This is a genomic window from Enterobacter sp. 200527-13 (assembly GCF_027924865.1).
Classification (GTDB): domain Bacteria; phylum Pseudomonadota; class Gammaproteobacteria; order Enterobacterales; family Enterobacteriaceae; genus Enterobacter; species Enterobacter ludwigii.
Map to the genome: position 1 here is coordinate 172,833 of NZ_BSCM01000001.1, position 22,358 is coordinate 195,190.

Annotated in this window: 17 protein-coding genes and 1 other annotated feature; of the genes, 11 read left to right on the forward strand and 6 right to left on the reverse strand. The window is 55.2% G+C overall.

The features are described 5' to 3' along the window. Nucleotides 1–311 precede the first annotated feature (311 nt). Nucleotides 312–3,458 carry a multidrug efflux RND transporter permease subunit AcrB gene (gene acrB, locus QMG44_RS00850; RefSeq protein WP_014168904.1) on the reverse strand — a complete coding sequence of 1,049 codons (3,147 nt, stop codon included), beginning with the start codon at nucleotides 3,456–3,458 and terminating at the stop codon, nucleotides 312–314. Nucleotides 3,459–3,480: 22 nt separating this feature from the next. Further along, nucleotides 3,481–4,674, reverse strand: coding sequence for a multidrug efflux RND transporter periplasmic adaptor subunit AcrA (gene acrA, locus QMG44_RS00855; protein WP_020885186.1), 1,194 nt, complete (start codon nucleotides 4,672–4,674; stop codon nucleotides 3,481–3,483). 141 nt (nucleotides 4,675–4,815) lie between these two features. Here acrA and acrR point away from each other — a divergent pair, with 141 nt between their 5' ends. Beyond that, nucleotides 4,816–5,469: a multidrug efflux transporter transcriptional repressor AcrR gene (acrR, locus tag QMG44_RS00860; RefSeq protein WP_014168906.1), complete on the forward strand. Its 654-nt coding sequence runs from the start codon at nucleotides 4,816–4,818 to the stop codon at nucleotides 5,467–5,469. Between the two features lie 113 nt (nucleotides 5,470–5,582). Next, nucleotides 5,583–8,930: a mechanosensitive channel MscK gene (gene mscK / locus QMG44_RS00865; RefSeq protein ID WP_014168907.1), complete on the forward strand. Its 3,348-nt coding sequence runs from the start codon at nucleotides 5,583–5,585 to the stop codon at nucleotides 8,928–8,930. Nucleotide 8,931: 1 nt separating this feature from the next. Here the strand turns inward: mscK and rsmS are convergent, their stop codons facing one another. Continuing rightward, entirely contained in the window at nucleotides 8,932–9,117 is a 186-nt protein-coding gene (gene rsmS, locus QMG44_RS00870) for a pleiotropic regulatory protein RsmS (protein WP_014168908.1), read from the reverse strand. A 12-nt stretch (nucleotides 9,118–9,129) separates the two neighbouring features. Then, complete coding sequence (gene priC, locus QMG44_RS00875) at nucleotides 9,130–9,657, reverse strand: primosomal replication protein N'' (RefSeq protein ID WP_032677540.1); 528 nt, start codon at nucleotides 9,655–9,657, stop codon at nucleotides 9,130–9,132. 50 nt (nucleotides 9,658–9,707) lie between these two features. Here priC and QMG44_RS00880 point away from each other — a divergent pair, with 50 nt between their 5' ends. From QMG44_RS00880 to QMG44_RS00920, 9 genes are all read left to right on the forward strand, one after another. After that, on the forward strand, nucleotides 9,708–10,085 hold the full coding sequence (locus QMG44_RS00880) for a DUF454 family protein (protein ID WP_020885182.1): 378 nt from the start codon (nucleotides 9,708–9,710) through the stop codon (nucleotides 10,083–10,085). 151 nt (nucleotides 10,086–10,236) lie between these two features. Beyond that, nucleotides 10,237–10,788 (forward strand): adenine phosphoribosyltransferase, encoded by a 552-nt coding sequence (gene apt, locus QMG44_RS00885; protein ID WP_000127359.1) that lies wholly within the window; start codon nucleotides 10,237–10,239, stop codon nucleotides 10,786–10,788. An 88-nt stretch (nucleotides 10,789–10,876) separates the two neighbouring features. Then, nucleotides 10,877–12,805 carry a DNA polymerase III subunit gamma/tau gene (gene dnaX / locus QMG44_RS00890; protein WP_086532869.1) on the forward strand — a complete coding sequence of 643 codons (1,929 nt, stop codon included), beginning with the start codon at nucleotides 10,877–10,879 and terminating at the stop codon, nucleotides 12,803–12,805. After that, nucleotides 12,135–12,199: a sequence feature (DnaX frameshifting element), on the forward strand. It overlaps the preceding gene by 65 nt. Before the next feature lie 54 nt (nucleotides 12,806–12,859). After that, entirely contained in the window at nucleotides 12,860–13,192 is a 333-nt protein-coding gene (locus tag QMG44_RS00895; protein WP_010428194.1) for a YbaB/EbfC family nucleoid-associated protein, read from the forward strand. Continuing rightward, nucleotides 13,192–13,797, forward strand: a complete 606-nt coding sequence (gene recR / locus QMG44_RS00900; protein WP_006809843.1) for a recombination mediator RecR — start codon at nucleotides 13,192–13,194, stop codon at nucleotides 13,795–13,797. Before QMG44_RS00895 ends, recR begins: the two co-directional genes overlap by 1 nt. A 110-nt stretch (nucleotides 13,798–13,907) precedes the next feature. Then, nucleotides 13,908–15,782, forward strand: a complete 1,875-nt coding sequence (gene htpG / locus QMG44_RS00905; RefSeq protein WP_014168914.1) for a molecular chaperone HtpG — start codon at nucleotides 13,908–13,910, stop codon at nucleotides 15,780–15,782. A 192-nt stretch (nucleotides 15,783–15,974) separates the two neighbouring features. Continuing rightward, a complete protein-coding gene (gene adk, locus QMG44_RS00910) occupies nucleotides 15,975–16,619 on the forward strand; it encodes an adenylate kinase (RefSeq protein ID WP_006809841.1) in 645 nt (214 codons plus the stop codon). Nucleotides 16,620–16,744: 125 nt separating this feature from the next. Beyond that, complete coding sequence (gene hemH / locus QMG44_RS00915; RefSeq protein WP_025204839.1) at nucleotides 16,745–17,707, forward strand: ferrochelatase; 963 nt, start codon at nucleotides 16,745–16,747, stop codon at nucleotides 17,705–17,707. A gap of 63 nt (nucleotides 17,708–17,770) precedes the next feature. Beyond that, the gene (locus QMG44_RS00920) at nucleotides 17,771–19,075 is read left to right on the forward strand and encodes an inosine/guanosine kinase (RefSeq protein ID WP_020885178.1); all 1,305 of its coding nucleotides are present in this window, start codon (nucleotides 17,771–17,773) and stop codon (nucleotides 19,073–19,075) included. Between the two features lie 89 nt (nucleotides 19,076–19,164). Here the strand turns inward: QMG44_RS00920 and ybaL are convergent, their stop codons facing one another. After that, nucleotides 19,165–20,841 carry a YbaL family putative K(+) efflux transporter gene (gene ybaL, locus QMG44_RS00925; protein ID WP_014168917.1) on the reverse strand — a complete coding sequence of 559 codons (1,677 nt, stop codon included), beginning with the start codon at nucleotides 20,839–20,841 and terminating at the stop codon, nucleotides 19,165–19,167. A gap of 229 nt (nucleotides 20,842–21,070) precedes the next feature. Continuing rightward, a complete protein-coding gene (locus QMG44_RS00930; protein ID WP_032677549.1) occupies nucleotides 21,071–22,279 on the reverse strand; it encodes an MFS transporter in 1,209 nt (402 codons plus the stop codon). Nucleotides 22,280–22,358 lie beyond the last annotated feature (79 nt).

The window sequence follows — 22,358 nt, forward strand, 5'->3', positions numbered from 1 at the left end:
ACATTTTTATCCAGATTAACGTGGAACTTTTTTCGCTCCCTTACGTTTCATTGGCTTAGCGTAAACAATCCTAAGATGTCCAAATCCGGAGTTCTCTTTGTCTGAAGATATGGTTAGGAATATTCCTAATCATTTAAGCAGGGAAATGAAATTAAAAAAATCCTGAATTCAGCGATTACGTTATCACTTAATTATGATATGTCATTGTAGGCGGCAGGAAATAAATAGAAGCACAATAAGCCTATTTTATGATTTTTTTCTGAAAAAGAAAAAGGCCGCTAATGCGGCCTTTTTATCATGTGAAACCGGTATCAGTGCGGTTCTACCGAATGACTGTGCTCAATATCTTCATTCTTGCGGCTAAAGCGGCGGCGAACCACCACGAAGAATACCGGAACGAAGAAGATAGCAAGTACGGTTGCGGTAACCATACCCCCCATAACGCCTGTACCGACGGCGTTCTGTGCACCGGAACCCGCACCGGTACTGATAACCAGCGGCATTACCCCGAGGATAAATGCCAGTGATGTCATCAGGATTGGGCGCAGACGCATACGCACCGCGTCAAGCGTCGCCTCAATCAGGCCTTTACCTTCTTTCTCCATCAGATCTTTGGCGAATTCAACGATAAGTATCGCGTTCTTCGCCGACAAGCCAATGGTTGTCAGCAGGCCCACCTGGAAGTACACGTCGTTGGTTAATCCACGGAACGTTGCCGCAAGCAGCGCACCGATAACCCCCAGTGGCACCACCAGCATAACGGAGAACGGAATCGACCAGCTCTCATACAGTGCCGCCAGACACAGGAAGACCACAATCAGTGAAATGGCGTACAGGGCAGGGGCCTGGTTTCCGGACAGACGTTCCTGGTAGGACATACCGGTCCAGTCATAGCCGATACCCGCAGGCAATTTACCTGCCAGCTCTTCCATCAGGTTCATGGCTTCACCGGTGCTTCGGCCTGGTGCGGCCTGACCCAGGATCTCCATGGATGGCAGCCCGTTATAACGTTCCAGACGCGGCGAACCGTATTCCCAGTGCGACGTAGAGAAGGATGAGAACGGCACCATCTGGCCGTTGTTGCCGCGAACGTACCAGTTGTTGATATCGTTCGGTAACATACGGTATTGCGCTTCTGACATCACGTACACTTTCTTCACACGACCACGGTCGATGAAGTCGTTGACGTAGCTACCGCCCCAGGCCGCACCCAGCGTGGTATTGATGTCACTGATGGAAACGCCCAGTGCCTGCGCTTTCTCCTGATCGATGTCGATTTTGTATTGAGGCGTATCTTCCAGACCGTTAGGACGCACGCCGACCAGAAGGTCAGGGTGTTTCGCCACTTCACCGAACAGCTGGTTACGTGCCTGCGTCAGTTTTTCATGACCCAGACCGCCCTGGTCAATCAGCTGGAAGTCGAAACCTGTCGCTGTCCCCAGTTCAACAATCGCTGGCAGGTTAAAGGCGAAGACCATCGCATCTTTAATCTGTGAGAACGTGCCCATTGCACGGCCAGTAATCGCCTCAACTTTGTTCTCTTCGCCCGGACGTTCTGACCAGTCTTTCAGAGAAACGAAGGCAATACCGGTGTTCTGACCACGACCCGCAAAGCCAAAGCCGTTAACCGCAAACACGGATTCAACGTTAGCTTTCTCTTTGGTGAGGTAGTAATCCGTTACTTCATCCAGCACCTTCTGGGTACGTTCTTGCGAGGCACCCGCCGGCAGCTGTGCCATCGTCAGGAACACGCCCTGGTCTTCATCGGGCAGGAACGAGCTTGGCAGACGAACGAACAGATAGGCCATCCCCACCACGATGATGATATAGAGCAGCAGGTAACGACCGGTGCTGCGCAGGATGTTACCCACGCTATCGGTGTAGTGATGCGTGCTCTTATCAAACATGCGGTTAAACCAGCCGAAGAACCCTTTATGCTCGCCGTGACCGCCTTTCTGAACAGGTTTCAGCATGGTGGCACACAGTGCAGGCGTCAGGATCAATGCAACCAGTACCGACAGCGCCATCGCCGAGACAATGGTGATGGAGAACTGACGATAAATTGCACCGGTTGAGCCGCCGAAGAAGGCCATCGGGATAAATACCGCAGACAGTACCATCGCGATACCGACCAGCGCGCCCTGGATCTGGCCCATGGATTTACGGGTTGCTTCCTTCGGCGGTAGACCTTCTTCCGCCATGACACGCTCGACGTTTTCTACCACCACGATGGCGTCATCCACAAGCAAGCCGATGGCGAGCACCATCCCGAACATTGTCAGGGTGTTTATCGAGTAGCCAAAGATGGCCAGTATGGCGAAGGTCCCGAGCAATACGACCGGTACGGCGATGGTTGGGATCAGCGTCGCGCGGAAGTTTTGCAGGAACAGATACATGACCAGGAATACCAGAATGATCGCTTCTGCCAGGGTTTTAACCACTTCGTGAATCGAGATTTTGACGAACGGCGTGGTGTCATACGGATAAACGATCTTCAGGCCTGACGGGAAGAACGGTTCCATCTTCTTCAGTTCCGCACGGATAGCCGTCGCGGTGTCCAGGGCGTTAGCACCTGTCGCCAGTTTGATCCCGAGACCGGAAGCTGGCTTGCCGTTAAACTTCGCAATGATGTCGTAGTTTTCGCCACCCAGTTCCACTTTCGCCACGTCGCGCAGACGAACCTGCGAACCGTCCTGATTCACCTTCAGCAGAATTTTACTGAACTCATCGGCGGAGGTCAGACGGGTCTGTGCGATGATCGAGGCGTTAAGCTGCTGGCCTTTCACCGGCGGGGTACCGCCTAACTGACCGGCGGCAACCTGGGCGTTCTGCGCTTTGATGGCGTTGATCACGTCCACCGGCGTCAGCTGGAAGTTGTTCAGTTTGTTCGGATCCATCCAGATACGCATCGCGTACTGAGAACCGAACAGCTGAACGTCACCCACACCAGACGTACGGCTGATGGCGTCCTTCATGTTGGCGCCCACGTAGTCGGAAATATCCTCCTGCGTCATGGTGCCGTTGGTGTTGATCACGCCAACAACCATCAGGAAGCTACTGGACGATTTCTCGACGCTCACACCCTGCTGTTGTACTTCTTGTGGCAGCAACGGCATGGCGAGCTGCAGTTTGTTCTGGACCTGAACCTGCGCGATGTCAGCATCAGTACCTGACTGGAAGGTCAGGGTGATCTGTACCGTACCGGTTGAGTCACTGTTTGAGGACATGTACATCAGGTTATCGATACCGTTCATGTTCTGTTCGATAACCTGTGTCACGGTGTCCTGCACCGTTTTTGCATCAGCCCCGGGGTAGGTTGCGGAAATTGTTACCGCCGGTGGCGCAATCGTTGGATATTGCGCGACAGGCAGCTTCAGGATCGCAAGTCCCCCAGCCAGCATGATGATTATGGCGATCACCCATGCAAATATGGGGCGATCGATAAAGAAATTAGGCATGTCTTAACGGCTCCTGTTTAAGTTAAGACTTGGTTTGTTCTGACTGGCCAGCGGCCGAAGCTTGTTGTTTATCGTCAGATTTCACTTCCTGTGCTTTGACCTGCGCGCCAGGACGAACTTTTTGCAAACCAGTAATAATCACGCGATCGCCATCTTTCAGACCTTCCGTCACCAGCCATTTATCGCCAATCGCCTGCGTGGCAGTGATGTTGCGCGTTTCGACTTTGTCATCAGCCCCGACAACCAGTGCACTCGCGTCGCCACGTGGCGTACGGGTGACACCCTGCTGAGGCACCAGAAGTGCGGTTGGGTTGGTGCCTTCTTCCAGACGCGCGCGAACGAACATACCAGGTAAGAGTGTCTTATCCGGGTTCGGGAAAATCGCACGTAAGGTGATGGAACCGGTGGTTTGGTCGACCGTCACATCGGAGAATTCCAGTGTGCCTGCCTGCGGGAACTTGATACCGTCATTGGTCACGAGCTCCACTTTGGCTTTACCGTTTTCCTGCTTCAGCGTGCCGTTTGCCAGCTCTTGTTTCAGGCGCAGGAAATCGTTGCTGGACTGGGTCACGTCAACGTAAATCGGATCAAGCTGCTGCACGGTAGCCAACGCGTTGGTCTGACCGTTCTGCACCAGCGCCCCTTCCGTGACGGAAGATTTACCAATGCGACCGCTGATTGGGGAGGTCACTTTGGTATAGGCGAGGTTGATACGCGCTGTTTCCACTGCAGCTTTCGCGGCAATCACGGCGGCGTTGGTCTGCTGTGCATCAGACAGGGCAGTGTCATAATCCTGTTGACTGATGTACTTGGTACCGAGCAGTTTTTTGTAACGGTTCAGCGTCAGTTGGGAGATTTTGGCTGCAGCTTCTGCTTTCGCCAGATCGCCTTTCGCGCTCTCATAGGAGGCCTGGTAGGTTGCCGGATCAATCTGATACAGAGACTCGCCAGCTTTCACTTCACCACCCTCGGTGAAGTTACGTTTCAGGATGATACCACTCACCTGAGGACGCACTTCTGCGATGCGGTATGCGCTGGTACGGCCCGGTAATTCTGTCGTTATCTGGAGAGGTTCGGACTTGAGCGTCACCACGCCAACTTCTGGCACCTGCTGAGCTCCTTGTTGAGCCTGTTTGTCGTCACATCCTGTTAGCGCTAAGCTGCCTGAGAGCATCAGAACGACCGCCAGAGGCGTTAACCCTCTGTTTTTGTTCATATGTAAACCTCGAGTGTCCGATTTCAAATTGATCAATGGTCCTGAGTCCAAAAACCCATTGCTGCGTTTATATTATCGTCATGCTATGGTACATACATTCACAAATGTATGTAAATCTGACTCCTGTAAATTCACTAACGTATGGCACGAAAAACCAAACAACAAGCGCTTGAAACCCGACAACACATTCTGGATGTGGCTATGCGTTTGTTTTCTCAGCAGGGTGTTTCGTCAACCTCGCTGGCGCAGATTGCTCAGGCCGCGGGCGTCACGCGGGGAGCGATTTACTGGCATTTTAAAGACAAGACAGATCTGTTCAGTGAAATCTGGCAACTCTCAGAGTCCAGCATTAGCGATCTTGAGACTGAGTATCGGGCAAAATTCCCCGAGGATCCACTCTCAGTATTAAGAGAAATATTAGTATATATCCTTGAAGCAACGGTAGTTGAAGAACGTCGCAGGTTAATGATGGAAATCATCTACCATAAATGCGAGTTGGTCGGAGAGATGGCGGTCGTCCAGCAGGCGCAGCGCAGCCTGTGTCTGGAAAGCTACGATCGCATTGAACAGGTCCTCACCCAGTGCATGCAGGCGAACCAGCTGCCGGCGACGTTAATGACCCGACGGGCGGCAGTCCTGATGCGCAGTTATATTTCCGGCCTGATGGAAAACTGGCTTTTCGCCCCGGACTCCTTTGACCTGAAGAACGAAGCCCGCAGCTATGTGGCTATTTTCCTGGAGATGTGCCAGCTCTCCCCGACGCTGCATGGCAAGTCAGGCTCGCTAACAGCCTGACGCGATTCCAGGATTTCTCTTAGAGGCTCACGTTCGCGCTATTCTGCTTCAGGCGAGCGTGATATCCTGCACGCCGGACTATTTTCGGTCATCTTCTGACATCATTCACAACTATGCTGCACACCAATCGCTCGCAACATCCTGTTCTTGTATTTTTATTGGCGACGCTGTTTTTCTTCGCAACGGCACCGCTTTCCTGGGCCCGCGCCGATAACAACAATGACATCCCTTCACGCAGTGATGTTCAGTCGCAACTCGACACCCTGAATAAACAAAAAGATCTCTCTGCTCTGGATAAGCTCGTTCAGCAGGATCTGACCGAGACGCTGGAAACGCTTGATAAAATTGAGCGTGTTAAAGCGGAAACCACACAGCTTCGGCAGAAAGTGGCGCAGGCGCCTGAAAACATGCGTAAGGCCACGGAATCGCTGAATGCCCTGAGCGATGTGGATAATGACGACGAAACCCGTAAAACGCTCGCGACCCTGTCATTGCGTCAGCTGGAATCGCGCGTCGCACAGCTGCTCGACGATCTGCAAACGGCGCAGTCCGATCTCGGCACGTACAACAGCCAGCTTGTCTCCCTGCAAACCCAGCCCGAGCGCGTGCAAAATGCGATGTACGCCGCCTCTCAGCAGCTGCAGCAGATCCGCAACCGTCTGAACGGTACGTCGGTTGGCGAAGGCACCCTGCGCCCAACGCAGCAAACGCTGCTGCTGGTGCAGCAGGCCTTACTGAATGCGCAAATCGAACAGCAGCGTAAAAGCCTGGAAGGGAATACGGTGCTGCAGGATACGCTCCAGAAGCAGCGCGACTACGTAACAGCGAACATTAATCGTCTGGAACATCAGCTTCAGCTGTTGCAGGAGGCGGTTAACAGTAAGCGCCTTACGCTGACGGAGAAAACGGCTCAGGAAGCCGTCTCACCGGACGAAACTGCCCGCATTCAGGCGAACCCGCTGGTGAAACAGGAGCTCGAGGCTAACCATCAGCTTAGCCAGCGCCTGATACTGGCAACAGAAAGCGGTAACTCGCTGGTTCAGCAAAATATCAGAGTGAAAAACTGGCTGGACCGCGCGCTGCAGGCTGAACGCAACATTAAAGAGCAGATTGCGGTTCTGAAAGGCAGCCTGCTGCTGTCGCGTATTCTCTACCAGCAACAGCAGACGCTGCCGTCCGCCGATGAGCTCGAGGACATGACCAACCGCATTGCGGATTTGCGTCTGGAACAATTCGATGTGAACCAGCAGCGCGACGCCCTTTTCCAGAGCGATACGTTTGTCGCCAAATTGGAAGAGGGCCATTCCAGTGAAGTGAACCCGGAAGTTCACGACGCTCTGCTGCAGGTTGTGGATATGCGCCGCGAGCTGCTCGACCAGCTCAACAAACAGCTCGGCAACCAGCTGATGATGGCGATTAACCTGCAGATCAACCAGCAACAGCTGGTGAGCGTGTCGAAAAGTCTGCAGGAGATCCTGACCCAGCAGATTTTCTGGGTTAATAGCAACAAGCCGATGGACTGGGACTGGATTAAATCCTTCCCTGAAACGTTGAAGGCGCAGATTAAGAGCATGAAAATCACCGTAAACTGGGAGAAAGCCTGGCCTGCGGTGATGATTGCCTTCCTGGCGGGGCTCCCGCTGCTGCTGATTGCCGGCCTGATCCGCTGGCGTCTGGGCTGGCTGAAGAAATACCAGGATAAGCTGGCGTCTGAAGTGGGGCAACTGCGTAACGACAGTCAGCTGCACACGCCAAAAGCGATTCTGATCGATCTGATCCGCGCGCTGCCGGTCTGCCTGATTATTCTGGCGGTGGGGCTTATCCTGCTGACGATGCAGCTCAACATCAGCGACCTGCTGTGGGCGTTCAGTAAAAAACTGGCCCTGTTCTGGCTGGTGTTTGGCGTGTGCTGGAAGGTGCTGGAAAAAGACGGCGTTGCAGTGCGTCATTTCAACATGCCTGCGCAACTGACCAGCCACTGGCGTCGTCAGATTGTACGCGTCAGCCTGGCGCTGTTGCCGCTGCACTTCTGGTCCGTTGTCGCTGAGCTGTCTCCGCTGCACCTGATGGACGATGTCATGGGCCAGCTGGTTATTTTGCTGAACCTGCTGCTCATTGCCATCCTGATGTGGCCGATGTGCCGCGACAGCTGGCGGGATAAAGAGTCTCACAACATTCGTCTGGCCACCGTGACGGTACTGGCGATTATTCCACTCGCACTGATGGTGCTCACGGCGACGGGGTACTTCTATACCACGTTGCGCCTGTCCGGACGCTGGATTGAAACCGTCTATCTGGTGATCGTCTGGAACCTGCTCTATCAGACCGTACTGCGCGGCCTGAGCGTGGCGGCTCGCCGCATCGCTTATCGTCGTGCCATCGCGCGTCGCCAGCATCAGGTGAAGGAGGGGGCCGAAGGCGCGGAGCCACAGGAAGAGCCAACCATCGCGCTGGAGCAGGTTAATCAGCAGACACTGCGTATCACCATGCTGGTGATGATCGCGCTGTTTGCGGTGATGTTCTGGGCGATCTGGTCTGATTTAATCACCGTCTTCGCCTACCTCGACAGTATCACCCTCTGGCAATACAACGGCACCGAAGCGGGCGCCGCGGTAATGAAAAGCGTGACCATGGGCAGCCTGCTCTTTGCCCTGGTGTCGTCAGTGGTTGCCTGGGCGTTGATTCGAAACCTGCCAGGCCTGCTTGAAGTGCTGGTGCTGTCGCGTCTGAACCTGCGTCAGGGGGCGTCGTATGCCATCACCACCATCCTCAACTACGTCATTATTATTGTCGGGGCGATGACGGTCTTTGGCTCGCTTGGCGTGTCGTGGGATAAACTGCAGTGGCTGGCGGCCGCGCTCTCTGTCGGTCTTGGTTTTGGCTTGCAGGAGATCTTCGGTAACTTTGTTTCCGGCCTGATCATCCTGTTCGAACGTCCGGTACGTATCGGTGATACCGTCACCATCGGCACCTTCTCGGGAACGGTCAGCAAGATCCGTATTCGTGCCACCACCATCACCGACTTCGATCGCAAAGAGGTGATCATCCCGAACAAAGCGTTCGTCACCGAGCGACTGATCAACTGGTCGCTCTCTGACACTACAACGCGCGTCGTCATTCGACTGGGTGTGGCCTACGGCTCCGATCTGGATAAAGTGAAAGAGGTGTTGTTAAAAGCCGCGAAATCGCATCCTAAGGTGATGCACGAGCCCGCCCCAGATGTATTCTTCACCACCTTCGGGCCGAGCACGCTGGATCACGAGCTGCGGTTATACGTGCGTGAGCTGCGCGATCGCAGCTACACCGTGGATGAGCTGAACCGCACTATCGATCGTCTGTGCCGTGAAAATAACATTAACATCGCCTTCAACCAGCTTGAAGTTCACCTGCGTAACGAGAAAGGTGACGAGCATACGGAAGTGAAGCGCGAGATTCAGGGTGACGATCCTACCCCGGCGTAATTCAGGTTCCCTCTCCTGGTGGGAGGGGGTCAGGGTGAAGGCGACTGGCCTTCACCTTGCCTTCAAAATCCGTCTTCACTATCTCAAGTGCTTTCAGCACCGTCTGGGCAGGGATGTCATGATTCTCCAGCAGCATAATCAAATCGACGGCCAGTTTGACCTCATCGGGTGCATTTTCCAGTGACATTTACGGCTCCTGTTAACGGGTCAGACGTTCAATGACGCGTTCGATTTCATCCAGCGCCTGACGGCAACGAACGATGCGGCCCTCGAGGGCGCTAATCTCTCGCATTAATAACTGCTGCTCTTCCAGCGTCTCGCTTGCGTTCAGGCGCGTTTCCCGCTCCTGCTTCATCTCAAACAGACGGCGCGCAAACTCCTGGTTCTCCAGCCGCTTGCGCTGCCATTTACCGAGACCCGGCGACGCGCTGTCCCAGACGCGTAGCGGCCAGGCGGTCATTTCACGGTGCAGGGCGGTGATCTGCTCGGTGAGATGTTCCGCAAGCCAGGCGACCTGTTGCTGTTGGTTGTTCTCAACCGCATGGCGCAACTCATCAAGATTCGTCTGCGCCTCAGCAACATAATCCTGGATGCGCGTGCTGCGGGTACGAAAAAGCTGCCGGTCAAAGCGCGGCTTCAGCGTAGCATGCCCCATTAACGGCGTAGCCTGCGCGCGCAGGGTGGACAGCTGATTTTGCAGCGTCTCCAGAAGCAGGGCTGTTTTCAATACGCTCTCCAGTGGTAAAGTAGCCGTTCAGTTTGATAACGATTCGCATTATGCAGCGTACTATTTTAATCATCATTGGCTGGCTCGCGGTAGTGTTAGGCACGCTGGGCGTGGTTTTGCCCTTATTGCCCACCACGCCTTTTATCCTGCTGGCAGCCTGGTGCTTCGCCCGTTCATCGCCGCGCTTTCACCACTGGCTGCTGTACCGCTCCTGGTTTGGCGGCTATTTGCGCCACTGGCAAAAACATCGGGCAATGCCGCCCGGTGCGAAGCCGCGTGCAATCGCGGTGATCCTGATTACCTTTGCCATTTCATTATGGCTGGTGAAAATGATGTGGGTGCGCATTCTGTTGCTGACGATCCTCGCCTGTCTGCTTTTCTTTATGTGGCGGATCCCCGTGGTTGATGAAAAGCAACAAAAGCACTGAAGCCTTATAATGGCTGTTGCAATTATTGCGCGCAGCCAGTAAATTCGACCGTTTTCGAGCACAGCTGCGCCTGGTCAAAGGTTAAACAATTGTTACCCTGGCCGACTCGTTGCGCGCTGTGAGTAACACTGTTTCATTTAGGCACAAACCGATGACCGCAACTGCACAGCAGCTTGAATATCTGAAAAACAGCATCAAAAGTATCCAGGACTATCCAAAGCCTGGCATTCTTTTCCGTGATGTCACCAGCTTGCTGGAAGACCCGAAAGCGTACGCGCTCAGCATTGAACTGCTGGTCGAGCGTTATAAAAACGCCGGGATCACCAAAGTAGTGGGTACCGAAGCCCGTGGATTCCTGTTTGGCGCGCCGGTCGCGCTGGCAATGGGTGTTGGCTTTGTGCCGGTGCGTAAACCGCGCAAACTGCCGCGTGAAACCATCGCAGAGAGCTACGAACTGGAGTACGGCACCGATCAGCTGGAAATCCACGTTGATGCGATCAAGCCTGGCGATAAAGTGCTGGTGGTTGACGATCTGCTGGCGACCGGCGGCACGATTGAAGCGACCGTGAAGCTGATCCGTCGTCTGGGTGGTGAAGTGACCGACGCGGCATTCATCATTAACCTGTTCGATCTGGGTGGCGAACAGCGCCTGGAAAAACAGGGCATTACCAGCTACAGCCTGGTGCCTTTCCCGGGTCATTAATCCCGGTTTTCACAACCTCGCTCAATGGGTGAGGTTGTGATAGCATTCCCCTCCATAAATTCACCTTCCAGCGTTGCAGAGCCTGCCCATGAGTTATCAGGTGTTAGCCCGTAAATGGCGACCACAAACCTTTGCTGACGTTGTCGGTCAGGAGCATGTGCTGACGGCCCTGGCGAACGGCTTGTCGCTAGGTCGCATCCATCACGCTTATCTTTTCTCCGGCACCCGCGGCGTCGGTAAGACCTCTATTGCCCGTTTGCTGGCAAAAGGTCTGAACTGCGAAACCGGGATCACCGCCACGCCGTGCGGCGTGTGTGACAACTGCCGTGAAATTGAGCAGGGGCGCTTTGTCGATCTGATTGAGATCGACGCCGCCTCGCGCACGAAAGTGGAAGATACCCGCGATCTGCTCGACAACGTGCAGTACGCACCGGCGCGTGGCCGCTTCAAGGTCTACCTGATCGATGAAGTGCACATGCTGTCACGCCACAGCTTCAACGCCCTGCTGAAAACGCTGGAAGAGCCGCCCGCGCATGTGAAATTCCTGCTGGCGACCACCGATCCGCAAAAGCTGCCGGTCACTATTTTGTCGCGTTGCCTGCAGTTCCATCTGAAGGCGCTGGACGTCGAGCAGATCCGCGCTCAGCTTGAACATATTCTTGATGAAGAGAAGATTGTCCACGAACAGCGCGCCCTGCAGCTGCTGGCCCGCGCGGCAGACGGCAGCCTTCGTGATGCCTTAAGTCTCACCGACCAGGCGATTGCCAGCGGTGACGGTAAACTCTCGACCGACGCGGTCAGCACCATGCTCGGCACGCTGGATGACGATCAGGCGCTCTCTCTCATCGAAGCGATGATCGCCGCCAACGGTGAACGCGTCATGTCGCTGGTGAACGCCGCGGCTGCCCGGGGCATTGAATGGGAAGCGCTGCTGGTTGAGATGCTGAGTCTGCTGCACCGCGTGGCGATGCTGCAGCTTTCTCCGTCCGCCATCGGTGCCGATATGGCGGTTATTGAACACCGGATGCGTGAACTTGCGCGCACCGTCCCACCGGCTGACGTGCAGCTTTATTACCAGACGCTGCTGATTGGCCGCAAAGAGCTGCCGTTTGCGCCGGATCCCCGGATGGGCGTTGAAATGACCCTGCTGCGTGCGCTGGCGTTCCATCCGCGCATGCCTCTGCCGGAGCCGGAAGTGCCCCGACAGTCTTTTGCTCCGGTCGCCCCCACTGCGGTGATGTCGCCTCAGCAGGTGCCACCGCAGCCGACGGCTCCCCCGCAGCAGAACGTACCGCTGCCGGAGGCCACCAGTTCGGTGCTTGCCGCACGAAGCCAGTTGCAACGTGCTCAGGGAGCAACCAAACCAAAAAAGAGTGAACCGGCAGCGCCAGGAAGAGCGCGGCCGGTGAACAACGCCGCGCTTGAACGACTGGCTTCGGTTACGGAGCGCGTTCAGTCGCGCCCTGCACCGTCCGCGCTCGAGCAAAAAGCCCCGGTGAAAGAAGAGGCTTACCGCTGGAAGGCAACAACCCTCGTTGAAGAGGTGAAAGAAGAAGTTGCCACACCGAAAGCGCTAAAAAAGGCGCTGGAGCATGAAAAAACACCTGAGCTTTCCGCGAAACTTGCCGAAGAGTCTATTGAGCGTGACGCGTGGGCCGCAGAGGTCAGTAAACTGCAGTTGCCGAAGCTGGTTGAGCAGGTCGCGCTGAATGCCTGGAAAGAGCAGGACGGTCATCAGGTACTTTTACACCTGCGACCGGGTCAGCGGCATCTGAATTCCCCTGGGGCGCAAAAAGCGCTGGCCGAGGCGCTCACCGCATTACACGGTGCACCGGTTGAATTGACTATCATTGAAGATGATAATCCGGCGGTGCGAACGCCACTGGAATGGCGTCAGGCGATTTATGAAGAGAAGCTCGCGCAGGCGCGCGAGTCGATTATCGCGGATAACAATATCCAGACTCTGCGCCGGTTCTTCGACGCCGATCTGGATGAAGAGAGTATTCGCCCCATTTGATCGTGAGTCTGACTTACGGTTGTAATCCTTAAACGTGAAAGAAGAGAGAAGCCTATGTTTGGTGGAAAAGGCGGTCTGGGTGGCCTGATGAAGCAGGCTCAGCAGATGCAGGAAAAAATGCAGAAGATGCAGGAAGAGATCGCTCAGCTGGAAGTCACGGGTGAATCCGGTGCCGGTCTGGTCAAGGTGACCATCAACGGTGCGCATAACTGCCGTCGCGTTGAAATCGACCCAAGCCTGCTCGAAGACGACAAAGACATGCTGGAAGATCTGGTTGCAGCCGCGTTTAACGATGCTGCGCGCCGTATCGATGAAACTCAGAAAGAGAAAATGGCCTCTGTTTCCAGCGGTATGCAACTGCCGCCTGGCTTCAAGATGCCATTCTGATGCAAACCAGTCCGCTGCTCACGCAGTTAATGGAAGCACTGCGCTGTCTGCCGGGTGTCGGCCCGAAGTCGGCGCAGCGCATGGCGTTTACGCTATTGCAGCGCGACCGCAGCGGCGGGATGCGCCTGGCGCAGGCTTTGACCCGTGCCATGTCAGAAATTGGTCACTGTGCGGATTGCCGTACCTTTACCGAGCAGGACGTGTGTAACATCTGCACTAATCCGCGTCGTCAGGAAAACGGTCAGATTTGCGTGGTGGAGAGTCCGGCGGACATCTATGCCATCGAACAGACCGGGCAGTTTTCTGGCCGCTATTTTGTGCTGATGGGGCATCTCTCCCCGCTGGACGGTATTGGCCCGGACGATATCGGTCTCGATCGCCTTGAACAGCGTCTTGAGTCCGAAACGATCAAAGAGGTGATCCTCGCCACCAACCCAACGGTGGAAGGGGAAGCTACGGCCAACTACATCGCCGAATTGTGCGCACAGTATGGCGTTGACGCCAGCCGCATCGCTCACGGCGTGCCAGTGGGCGGTGAGCTGGAGATGGTGGACGGCACCACGCTGTCCCACTCTCTGGCTGGACGTCACAAGATTATTTTCTGACCAAACGGAGGCTGCAATCGCGGCCTCCGCTTGAAATTCTCCCCTCGTATCCCCATCTCTCCCTCAACGTTTTAAAACCCCATTAAATGGCATTGTTGAGGTCGACATAGATGAAAGGACAAGAAACCCGTGGTTTCCAGTCAGAAGTAAAACAGCTTCTGCACCTGATGATCCATTCCCTGTATTCCAACAAAGAAATCTTCCTGCGTGAGCTGATTTCCAACGCCTCCGATGCGGCGGACAAGCTGCGCTTCCGCGCCCTGTCTAACCCGGATCTGTACGAAGGCGACGGAGAGCTGCGCGTGCGCGTCTCTTTTGATAAAGAGAACCGTACCCTGACTATCGCCGATAACGGCATTGGTATGAACCGCGACGAGGTCATCGACCATCTCGGGACCATTGCTAAATCCGGTACCAAAGCGTTCCTCGAATCAATGGGCTCCGATCAGGCGAAAGACAGCCAGCTGATCGGCCAGTTCGGTGTGGGCTTCTACTCGGCGTTCATCGTTGCGGACAAAGTCACCGTGCGTACCCGCGCAGCAGGCGACAGTGCGGATCACGGCGTCTTCTGGGAATCTAAAGGCGAAGGCGAATACACCGTTGATGACATCACCAAAGCGGACCGCGGTACCGAAATCACCCTTCACCTGCGTGAAGGCGAAGACGATTTCCTGAATGACTGGCGCGTGCGCTCCATCATCAGCAAATACTCCGACCATATTGCCCTGCCGGTTGAGATTGAAAAACAGGAAGAGAAAGACGGTGAAACCGTGGTGTCCTGGGAGAAAATCAACAAGGCGCAGGCGCTGTGGACGCGCAATAAGTCTGAAATTAAAGACGACGAATACAACGAATTCTACAAACACATCGCCCACGACTTTACCGATCCGCTCACCTGGAGCCACAACCGTGTGGAAGGTAAGCAGGAATACACCAGCCTGCTGTATATCCCGTCACAGGCGCCGTGGGATATGTGGAACCGCGATCACAAGCACGGTCTGAAGCTGTACGTCCAGCGCGTGTTTATCATGGATGACGCCGAGCAGTTCATGCCGAACTACCTGCGCTTTGTGCGTGGCCTGATTGACTCCAACGATCTGCCGCTGAACGTCTCCCGTGAAATTCTGCAGGACAGCACCGTCACCCGCAACCTGCGTAATGCACTGACCAAACGTGCGTTGCAGATGCTGGAAAAACTGGCGAAAGACGACGCTGAAAAATACCAGACCTTCTGGAAACAGTTCGGTCTGGTGCTGAAAGAGGGCCCTGCGGAAGATACATCCAACGTAGAAGCCATTGCTAAACTGCTGCGTTTCGCTTCCACTCACACCGACTCCTCTGCGCAGACCGTGTCGCTGGAAGAGTACGTCTCCCGCATGAAAGAAGGGCAGGAGAAGATCTATTACATCACCGCCGACAGCTACGCCGCGGCGAAGAGCAGCCCACATCTCGAGCTGCTGCGTAAGAAAGGCATCGAAGTACTGCTGCTGTCTGACCGCATCGACGAGTGGATGATGAACTACCTGACCGAGTTCGACGGTAAGGCGTTCCAGTCCGTCGCCAAAGCCGATGAGTCGATCGATAAGCTGGCCGATGAAGTGGACGAAAGCGCGAAAGAAGCGGAGAAGGCGCTGGAGCCTTTCGTTGAGCGCGTGAAAACGCTGCTGGGCGATCGCGTGAAAGAGGTGCGTTTCACTCACCGTCTGACTGATACCCCGGCCATTGTCACCACGGATGCGGATGAAATGAGCACCCAGATGGCGAAACTGTTCGCCGCGGCGGGCCAGGCGATGCCAGAAGTGAAATATATCTTCGAGCTGAACCCGGATCATCCGCTGGTGAAACGCGCGGCCGATACGCAGGACGAAGCACGCTTTGCCGAGTGGGTTGAGCTTCTGCTGGATCAGTCTCTGCTGGCCGAGCGCGGCACGCTGGAAGATCCTAACCTGTTCATTAAACGTGTGAATGCGCTGCTGCTGGCGTAATTGACCCGCCTCCCCCTGGTCTTCTCCCTCTCCTGTGGGAGAGGACCGGGGGAGGGCACCAGACCGCTCCTTCCCCTTAATCTCCCTTCATTAACCGTTTCAGCCTGCCTGCCTTCCTTGAGCCATATCCGTTCTGGTGGTATTGTTTAGCGCTTTTGAAAAATTGAATCGACTTTTGAGGGGATTTTCGCAATGCGTATTATTCTGCTTGGCGCTCCGGGCGCGGGTAAAGGAACTCAGGCTCAGTTCATCATGGAGAAATACGGTATTCCGCAAATCTCCACCGGTGATATGCTGCGCGCCGCTGTTAAATCTGGCTCCGAGCTGGGTAAACAAGCGAAAGACATCATGGACGCAGGCAAGCTGGTGACCGACGAGCTGGTTATCGCTCTGGTCAAAGAGCGCATTGCTCAGGAAGACTGCCGTAACGGTTTCCTGCTGGACGGCTTCCCACGCACCATTCCTCAGGCTGATGCCATGAAAGAAGCGGGCATCAACGTGGACTACGTGCTCGAGTTCGACGTGCCGGACGAGCTGATCGTTGACCGTATTGTTGGTCGTCGCGTACACGCTGCCTCTGGCCGCGTTTACCACATCAAATTCAACCCGCCTAAGGTTGAAGGTAAAGATGACGTTACCGGTGAAGAGCTGACCACCCGTAAAGACGATCAGGAAGAGACCGTGCGTAAACGTCTGGTGGAATACCATCAGATGACCGCTCCGCTGATCGGTTATTACACCAAAGAAGCGCAGGCGGGTAACACCAAATACGCGAAAGTTGACGGCACCAAAGCCGTTGCTGACGTTCGTGCAGAGCTGGAAAAAATCCTCGGCTAATTGCACCTCTCTCACCCGGGCTCTCCGGGTGAGAAAAATTCTCATCTTACCTATTGCAGCAATGGGTTTCGTTTAAACGCTTTTCCGCTACAATTGAAAACCATTCAAATGGTTAAGAGGCGTGAATGAGTCAGGCGAAAACCGGCATCCTGCTTGCCAATCTGGGTACACCAGATGCACCGACATCAGAAGCGGTAAAACGCTACCTGCGACAATTTTTAAGCGACACGCGCGTCGTGGATACCCCAAGACTGTTGTGGTGGCCGCTGCTGCGTGGCGTCATTCTGCCGATTCGTGCCCCACGTGTCGCAAAGCTTTATCAGTCCGTCTGGATGGAAGAGGGCTCACCGCTGATGGTGTATAGCCGTCGGCAGGAAAAAGCGCTGGCCGCCCGCCTGCCGGATATGCCTGTCGCGCTGGGCATGAGCTACGGTAAACCGTCACTGGAAAGCGCGGTCGACTCGCTGCTGGCGCAGGGCGTCGACCACATTGTGGTACTCGCCCTTTATCCGCAGTACTCCTGCTCGACGGTTGCCGCCGTCTGGGATGAGCTGGCTCGTATTCTGGCGACCCGCCGCCGTATTCCTGGCGTGACCTTTATTCGCGATTACGCCGATAACGAACGCTATATTAAAGCGCTTGCCAGTAGCGCGCGCGCGTCGTTTGAAAAACATGGCGAGCCGGATCTGCTGTTGCTCTCCTATCACGGGATCCCGCAGCGCTTCGCCAATGAAGGGGATGATTACCCGCAGCGCTGCCGCGACACCACCCGTGAGCTGGTCTCTGCCCTCGGCCTGCCGCCAGAGAAAGTGATGATGACCTTCCAGTCGCGTTTTGGCCGCGAGCCGTGGTTAACGCCTTATACCGACGAAACCCTCAAAATGCTCGGTGAGAAGGGCGTGAAACATATTCAGGTGATGTCTCCCGGTTTCTCCGCCGACTGTCTGGAAACGCTGGAAGAGATTGCCGTGCAGAACAGAGAGTTCTTCCTCGAGGCGGGCGGAACGAAATACGAATACATTCCGGCCCTTAACGACTCGCCTGAGCATATTGAGATGATGGTGTCACTGGTGACAAACAGCCGCTGATCGCACTATGGGCCGGGTTTGTGCTACCATTCCCGGCCCATAATCCTTGCACAGTTCAGACCCATGAAATTTCCCGGTAAACGCAAATCTAAACACTACTTTCCCGTTGATGCCCGCGATCCGCTCCTGCAGCAAATCCAGCCGGAAAATGAAACCAGCGCCGCATGGGTCGTCGGTATCGATCAGACGCTGGTGGACATTGAAGCTAAAGTGGATGATGCGTTTGTCGCTCGTTACGGTCTGAGCGCCGGTCACTCGCTGGTGATTGAGGACGATGTTGCCGAAGCCCTGTATCAGGAGCTGACGCGCGAAAACCTGATCACCCATCAGTTTGCCGGTGGCACTATCGGCAACACCATGCACAACTACTCGGTGCTTGCCGACGATCGCTCTGTGTTATTGGGCGTCATGTGCAGCAACATCGAAATTGGTGGCTACGCCTACCGTTATTTGTGCAATACCTCCAGCCGCACCGATCTGAACTACCTTCAGGGCGTTGACGGGCCGATTGGCCGCTGCTTCACGCTGATCAGCGATTCCGGCGAACGTACCTTTGCCATCAGCCCCGGCCACATGAATAAGCTGCGTGCAGAGAGCATTCCGGAAGCGGTGATTGCGGGCGCGTCTGCACTGGTGCTGACGTCGTATCTGGTGCGCTGTAAACCCGGTGAGCCGATGCCGGAAGCCACCATGAAAGCGATTGAGTACGCGAAGAAATACAATGTGCCGGTCGTTCTGACGCTGGGCACCAAATTCGTGATAGCCGACAACCCCGAGTGGTGGCAGGCCTTCCTGAAGGAACACGTCTCGATTCTGGCGATGAACGAAGAAGAGGCTGAAGCGTTGACCGGCGAGAGCGATCCGCTGCTGGCCTCCGATAAAGCGCTCGACTGGGTCGATCTGGTGCTCTGCACTGCCGGACCGGTAGGGTTGTATATGGCAGGCTTCACGGAAGAAGAGAGCAAACGCAAAACGCAGCATCCACTGCTGCCAGGCGCCATTGCCGAGTTTAACCAGTACGAGTTCAGCCGCGCGATTCGCCATAAAGATTGCGAAAACCCGCTGCGTATTTACTCCCACATCGCGCCGTATATGGGCGGGCCAGAAAAGATCATGAACACCAATGGCGCGGGAGATGGCGCACTGGCGGCGCTGCTGCATGACATCACTGCGAATGCCTACCATAAAACCAACGTCCCGAATTCCAGCAAGCACAAATTCAACTGGCTGACCTATTCGTCGCTGGCGCAGGTGTGTAAGTACGCGAACCGCGTGAGTTATCAGGTGCTGAACCAGCACTCGCCGCGCTTAACCCGCGGTCTGCCGGAGAGGGAAGATAGCCTCGAAGAAGCCTACTGGGACCGATAAAGGCAAAACGGCAACCTTGCGGTTGCCGTATTCGTGTTTGTACCCTCTCCCCGTGGGAGGGGGTCAGTCAGGGGCTGCAGGAGGCACGCTTACCCCGTCACCACCTCGTCAACCGGCGGTTTCGTTAACAGCGTCAGCATCGCTTTTGCAATTTCACGTTCACCCATCACCACCTGATCTGCACCACGTTCGGTAATGTACTCCACCTCATCGTCATAATGGGCACGGGCAATGATCTCAATATTCGGGCACTTCTCACGTGCGGACGCTACAATTTCACCCGCTTCATAGCCGTTTGGAATGGTCAGTAGCAACCAGCGCGCGCAGTCCAGATGCGCGAGATTCATGATCTCTTCGTTTGCCGCATTACCCAACACCGCGCGGACGCCGCGCTCGCGCAGCTCGTCGACGCGGGTACGTGATGTTTCAATCACCACCAGCGGGATCCCCTGCGCCATCAGCTTCTCACCGAGCAGGCTTCCTACGCGGCCAAAGCCGACCAGCAGGGCATGATTGCAAATATCCACCGGGATCTGCTTCTCTTCTTCGATAGCTTCTTCCAGCGTCTGCTCTTCCAGCGTTTCGGTTTTATCGAGGTATTTTTCCAGCAATGCAAACAGGACCGGGTTCAGCATGATGGAGAGGATCGCTCCGGCGAGGACCAGGTTTTGCCCGGCCTGCGGCAGCAGATTCAGCGCCATACCCAGGCCCGCCAGAATAAAGGCGAACTCACCAATCTGCGCCAGGCTGGCGGCGATGGTCAGAGCCGTACGCGGCGAGTGGCCAAACATCCGCACCAGGAAGAAGGCGGCAACCGACTTACCAAAGATAATAATCGCCAGGGTGCCCATCACGGCCAGCGGCTGCTGAACCAGAACCATCGGATCAAACAGCATCCCGACGGAGACAAAGAACAGGACGGCGAAGGCGTCGCGCAACGGCAGCGTATCGTGCGCCGCACGGTGGCTCAGCTCTGATTCGTTCAGCACCATCCCGGCGAAGAACGCGCCCAGTGCAAAGGAGACGTCGAACAGTTCAACGGCACCAAAGGCAATCCCCAGCGCCAGGGCAAGGACAGACAGGGTAAACAACTCACGGGAGCCGGTGGCCGCGCTGCGGGACAGGATCCACGGCACCAGACGGCGGCCCACCAGCATCATAATGGTGATAAACGCCACCACTTTCCCGATGGTGATGCTCATGTCCAGCGCCAGCGTCGCAAAGCCGACGCTCTCTTTTTCCATCATACCGGCGACGGCAGGCAGCAACACCAGCGTCAGCACCATCACCAGGTCTTCCACAATCAGCCAGCCTATCGCGATTTGTCCGCGCTGGCTGTCGATAAGCTGCCTCTCCTCAAGCGCGCGCAGCAGTACGACGGTACTGGCGGTGGAAAGACACAGCCCAAAGACGATACCGGTCATCAGCGACCAGCCAAGCACTGTCGAAAGCGCCATTCCCAGCAGCGTCGCTACGGCTATCTGTGCGATCGCTCCCGGTATGGCGATCGACTTTACCGCCATCAGATCCTTCAGTGAGAAATGCAGACCCACGCCAAACATCAGCAGAATCACGCCTAATTCCGCCAGTTCGGGCGCCAGTTTGGTATCCGCCACGAAACCTGGCGTAAAGGGACCCGCCAGCACACCCGCTAACAAATAGCCCACCAGAGGCGAAATACGCAGTTTATTGGCAATCATGCCGAGGATAAAAGCGAGCACAAGTCCACCAACAATGGTGGTGATAAGCGGTGTGGCGTGATGCATTCCGTCTCCTTTCGTTGTGGGTGTTCCATTTGGTTAAAAAACCAAAAACCAAGTAATAGTTTATGACAATTTTTGCCGTTATGTTTATGAATAATTGTTGAAGTTTGAATAAAACAGCAATATGCGTGTAAAAAAGCGCATTTTGATAAATTAGGCGGGGGGATGCAGAAGAAACCCTTATGGCATCAGGGTGTCAGGTCGCCAAAGTAAAACTTTAGCGACCGTTATATTACGCTTTATGGCGGTTATCAGGCAGGAATATGGTCAACATCCCAAGAAGTGGCAGGAAAGCACAGATTTTATAGACCAGGAAGATACTGGTGTGGTCGGCAATCATGCCCAGCACTGCCGCACCAAGGCCGCCCATGCCGAAAGCAAAACCAAAAAAGAGCCCGGAAACCATACCGATACGGCCTGGCAGCAGCTCTTGCGCGTAAACAAGGATGGCGGAAAACGCCGAGGCGAGGATAAACCCAATAATCACGGTCAAAATCCCCGTCCACTCCAGGCTTGCATACGGCAAAATAAGGGTAAACGGGGCCACGCCGAGGATAGAGCCCCAAATGACGTATTTGCGCCCGATTTTATCGCCCACAGGCCCGCCGATAACCGTCCCTGCAGCCACCGCAAACAGGAAGGCAAACAGGTGAAGCTGGGCGTTTTGGACCGATAATCCGAATTTTTGCATCAGGTAAAAGGTGTAATAGCTGCTGATGCTCGCCATATAGAAGTATTTCGAGAAAATCAGCACCAGAAGCACGGAGACGGCCAGAATGACCTTATCGCGAGGAAGGGGATTGATAACCTTCGCTTTAGGTTTACCTTTGTTCACGCGATGCTGCGCGGCATACCAGCGGCTTATCTGAATCAGTACGATAATCGCCAGCAAGGCTGCCAGCACAAACCACGCCACGTTACCCTTGCCGTACGGAGCGATGATCACCGCTGCCAGCAGTGGGCCGAGGGAGCTGCCAAAGTTACCGCCCACCTGAAACAGCGATTGCGCCAGCCCGTGACGGCCCCCGGAGGCCATGCGCGCCACGCGTGAGGACTCCGGGTGAAAGACCGACGACCCCGTGCCCACCAGCGCGGCGGCAATCAGCACTGCTTCAAAGCTGCCTGCCATTGCCAGCAGCACCAGCCCGCTCAAGGTAAAACACATGCCAATCGGTAGCGACCACGGCATAGGATATTTATCCGTCCAGTAGCCCACGACCGGTTGCAGAAGTGAGGAGGCCAGCTGGAAGGTCAGGGTGATCATCCCGATCTGCACGAACGTTAATGAAAACTCGGACTGCAGCAGCGGGTAGATCGCGAGAATCAACGACTGGATCATGTCGTTGAGCAGATGTGAAAGGCTGATTGCGCCTAACACTTTAAACGAGGTGCGCGACGCCGGAGCGCCAGACACGGGCTGGGTTGATTCACTGATTGCCATAGAGATGAATACCACGTCTTTTGTTATTAGAAATGCAGGGTGTAATTATTATCCAACTAACATACCCGGCAGTGACATT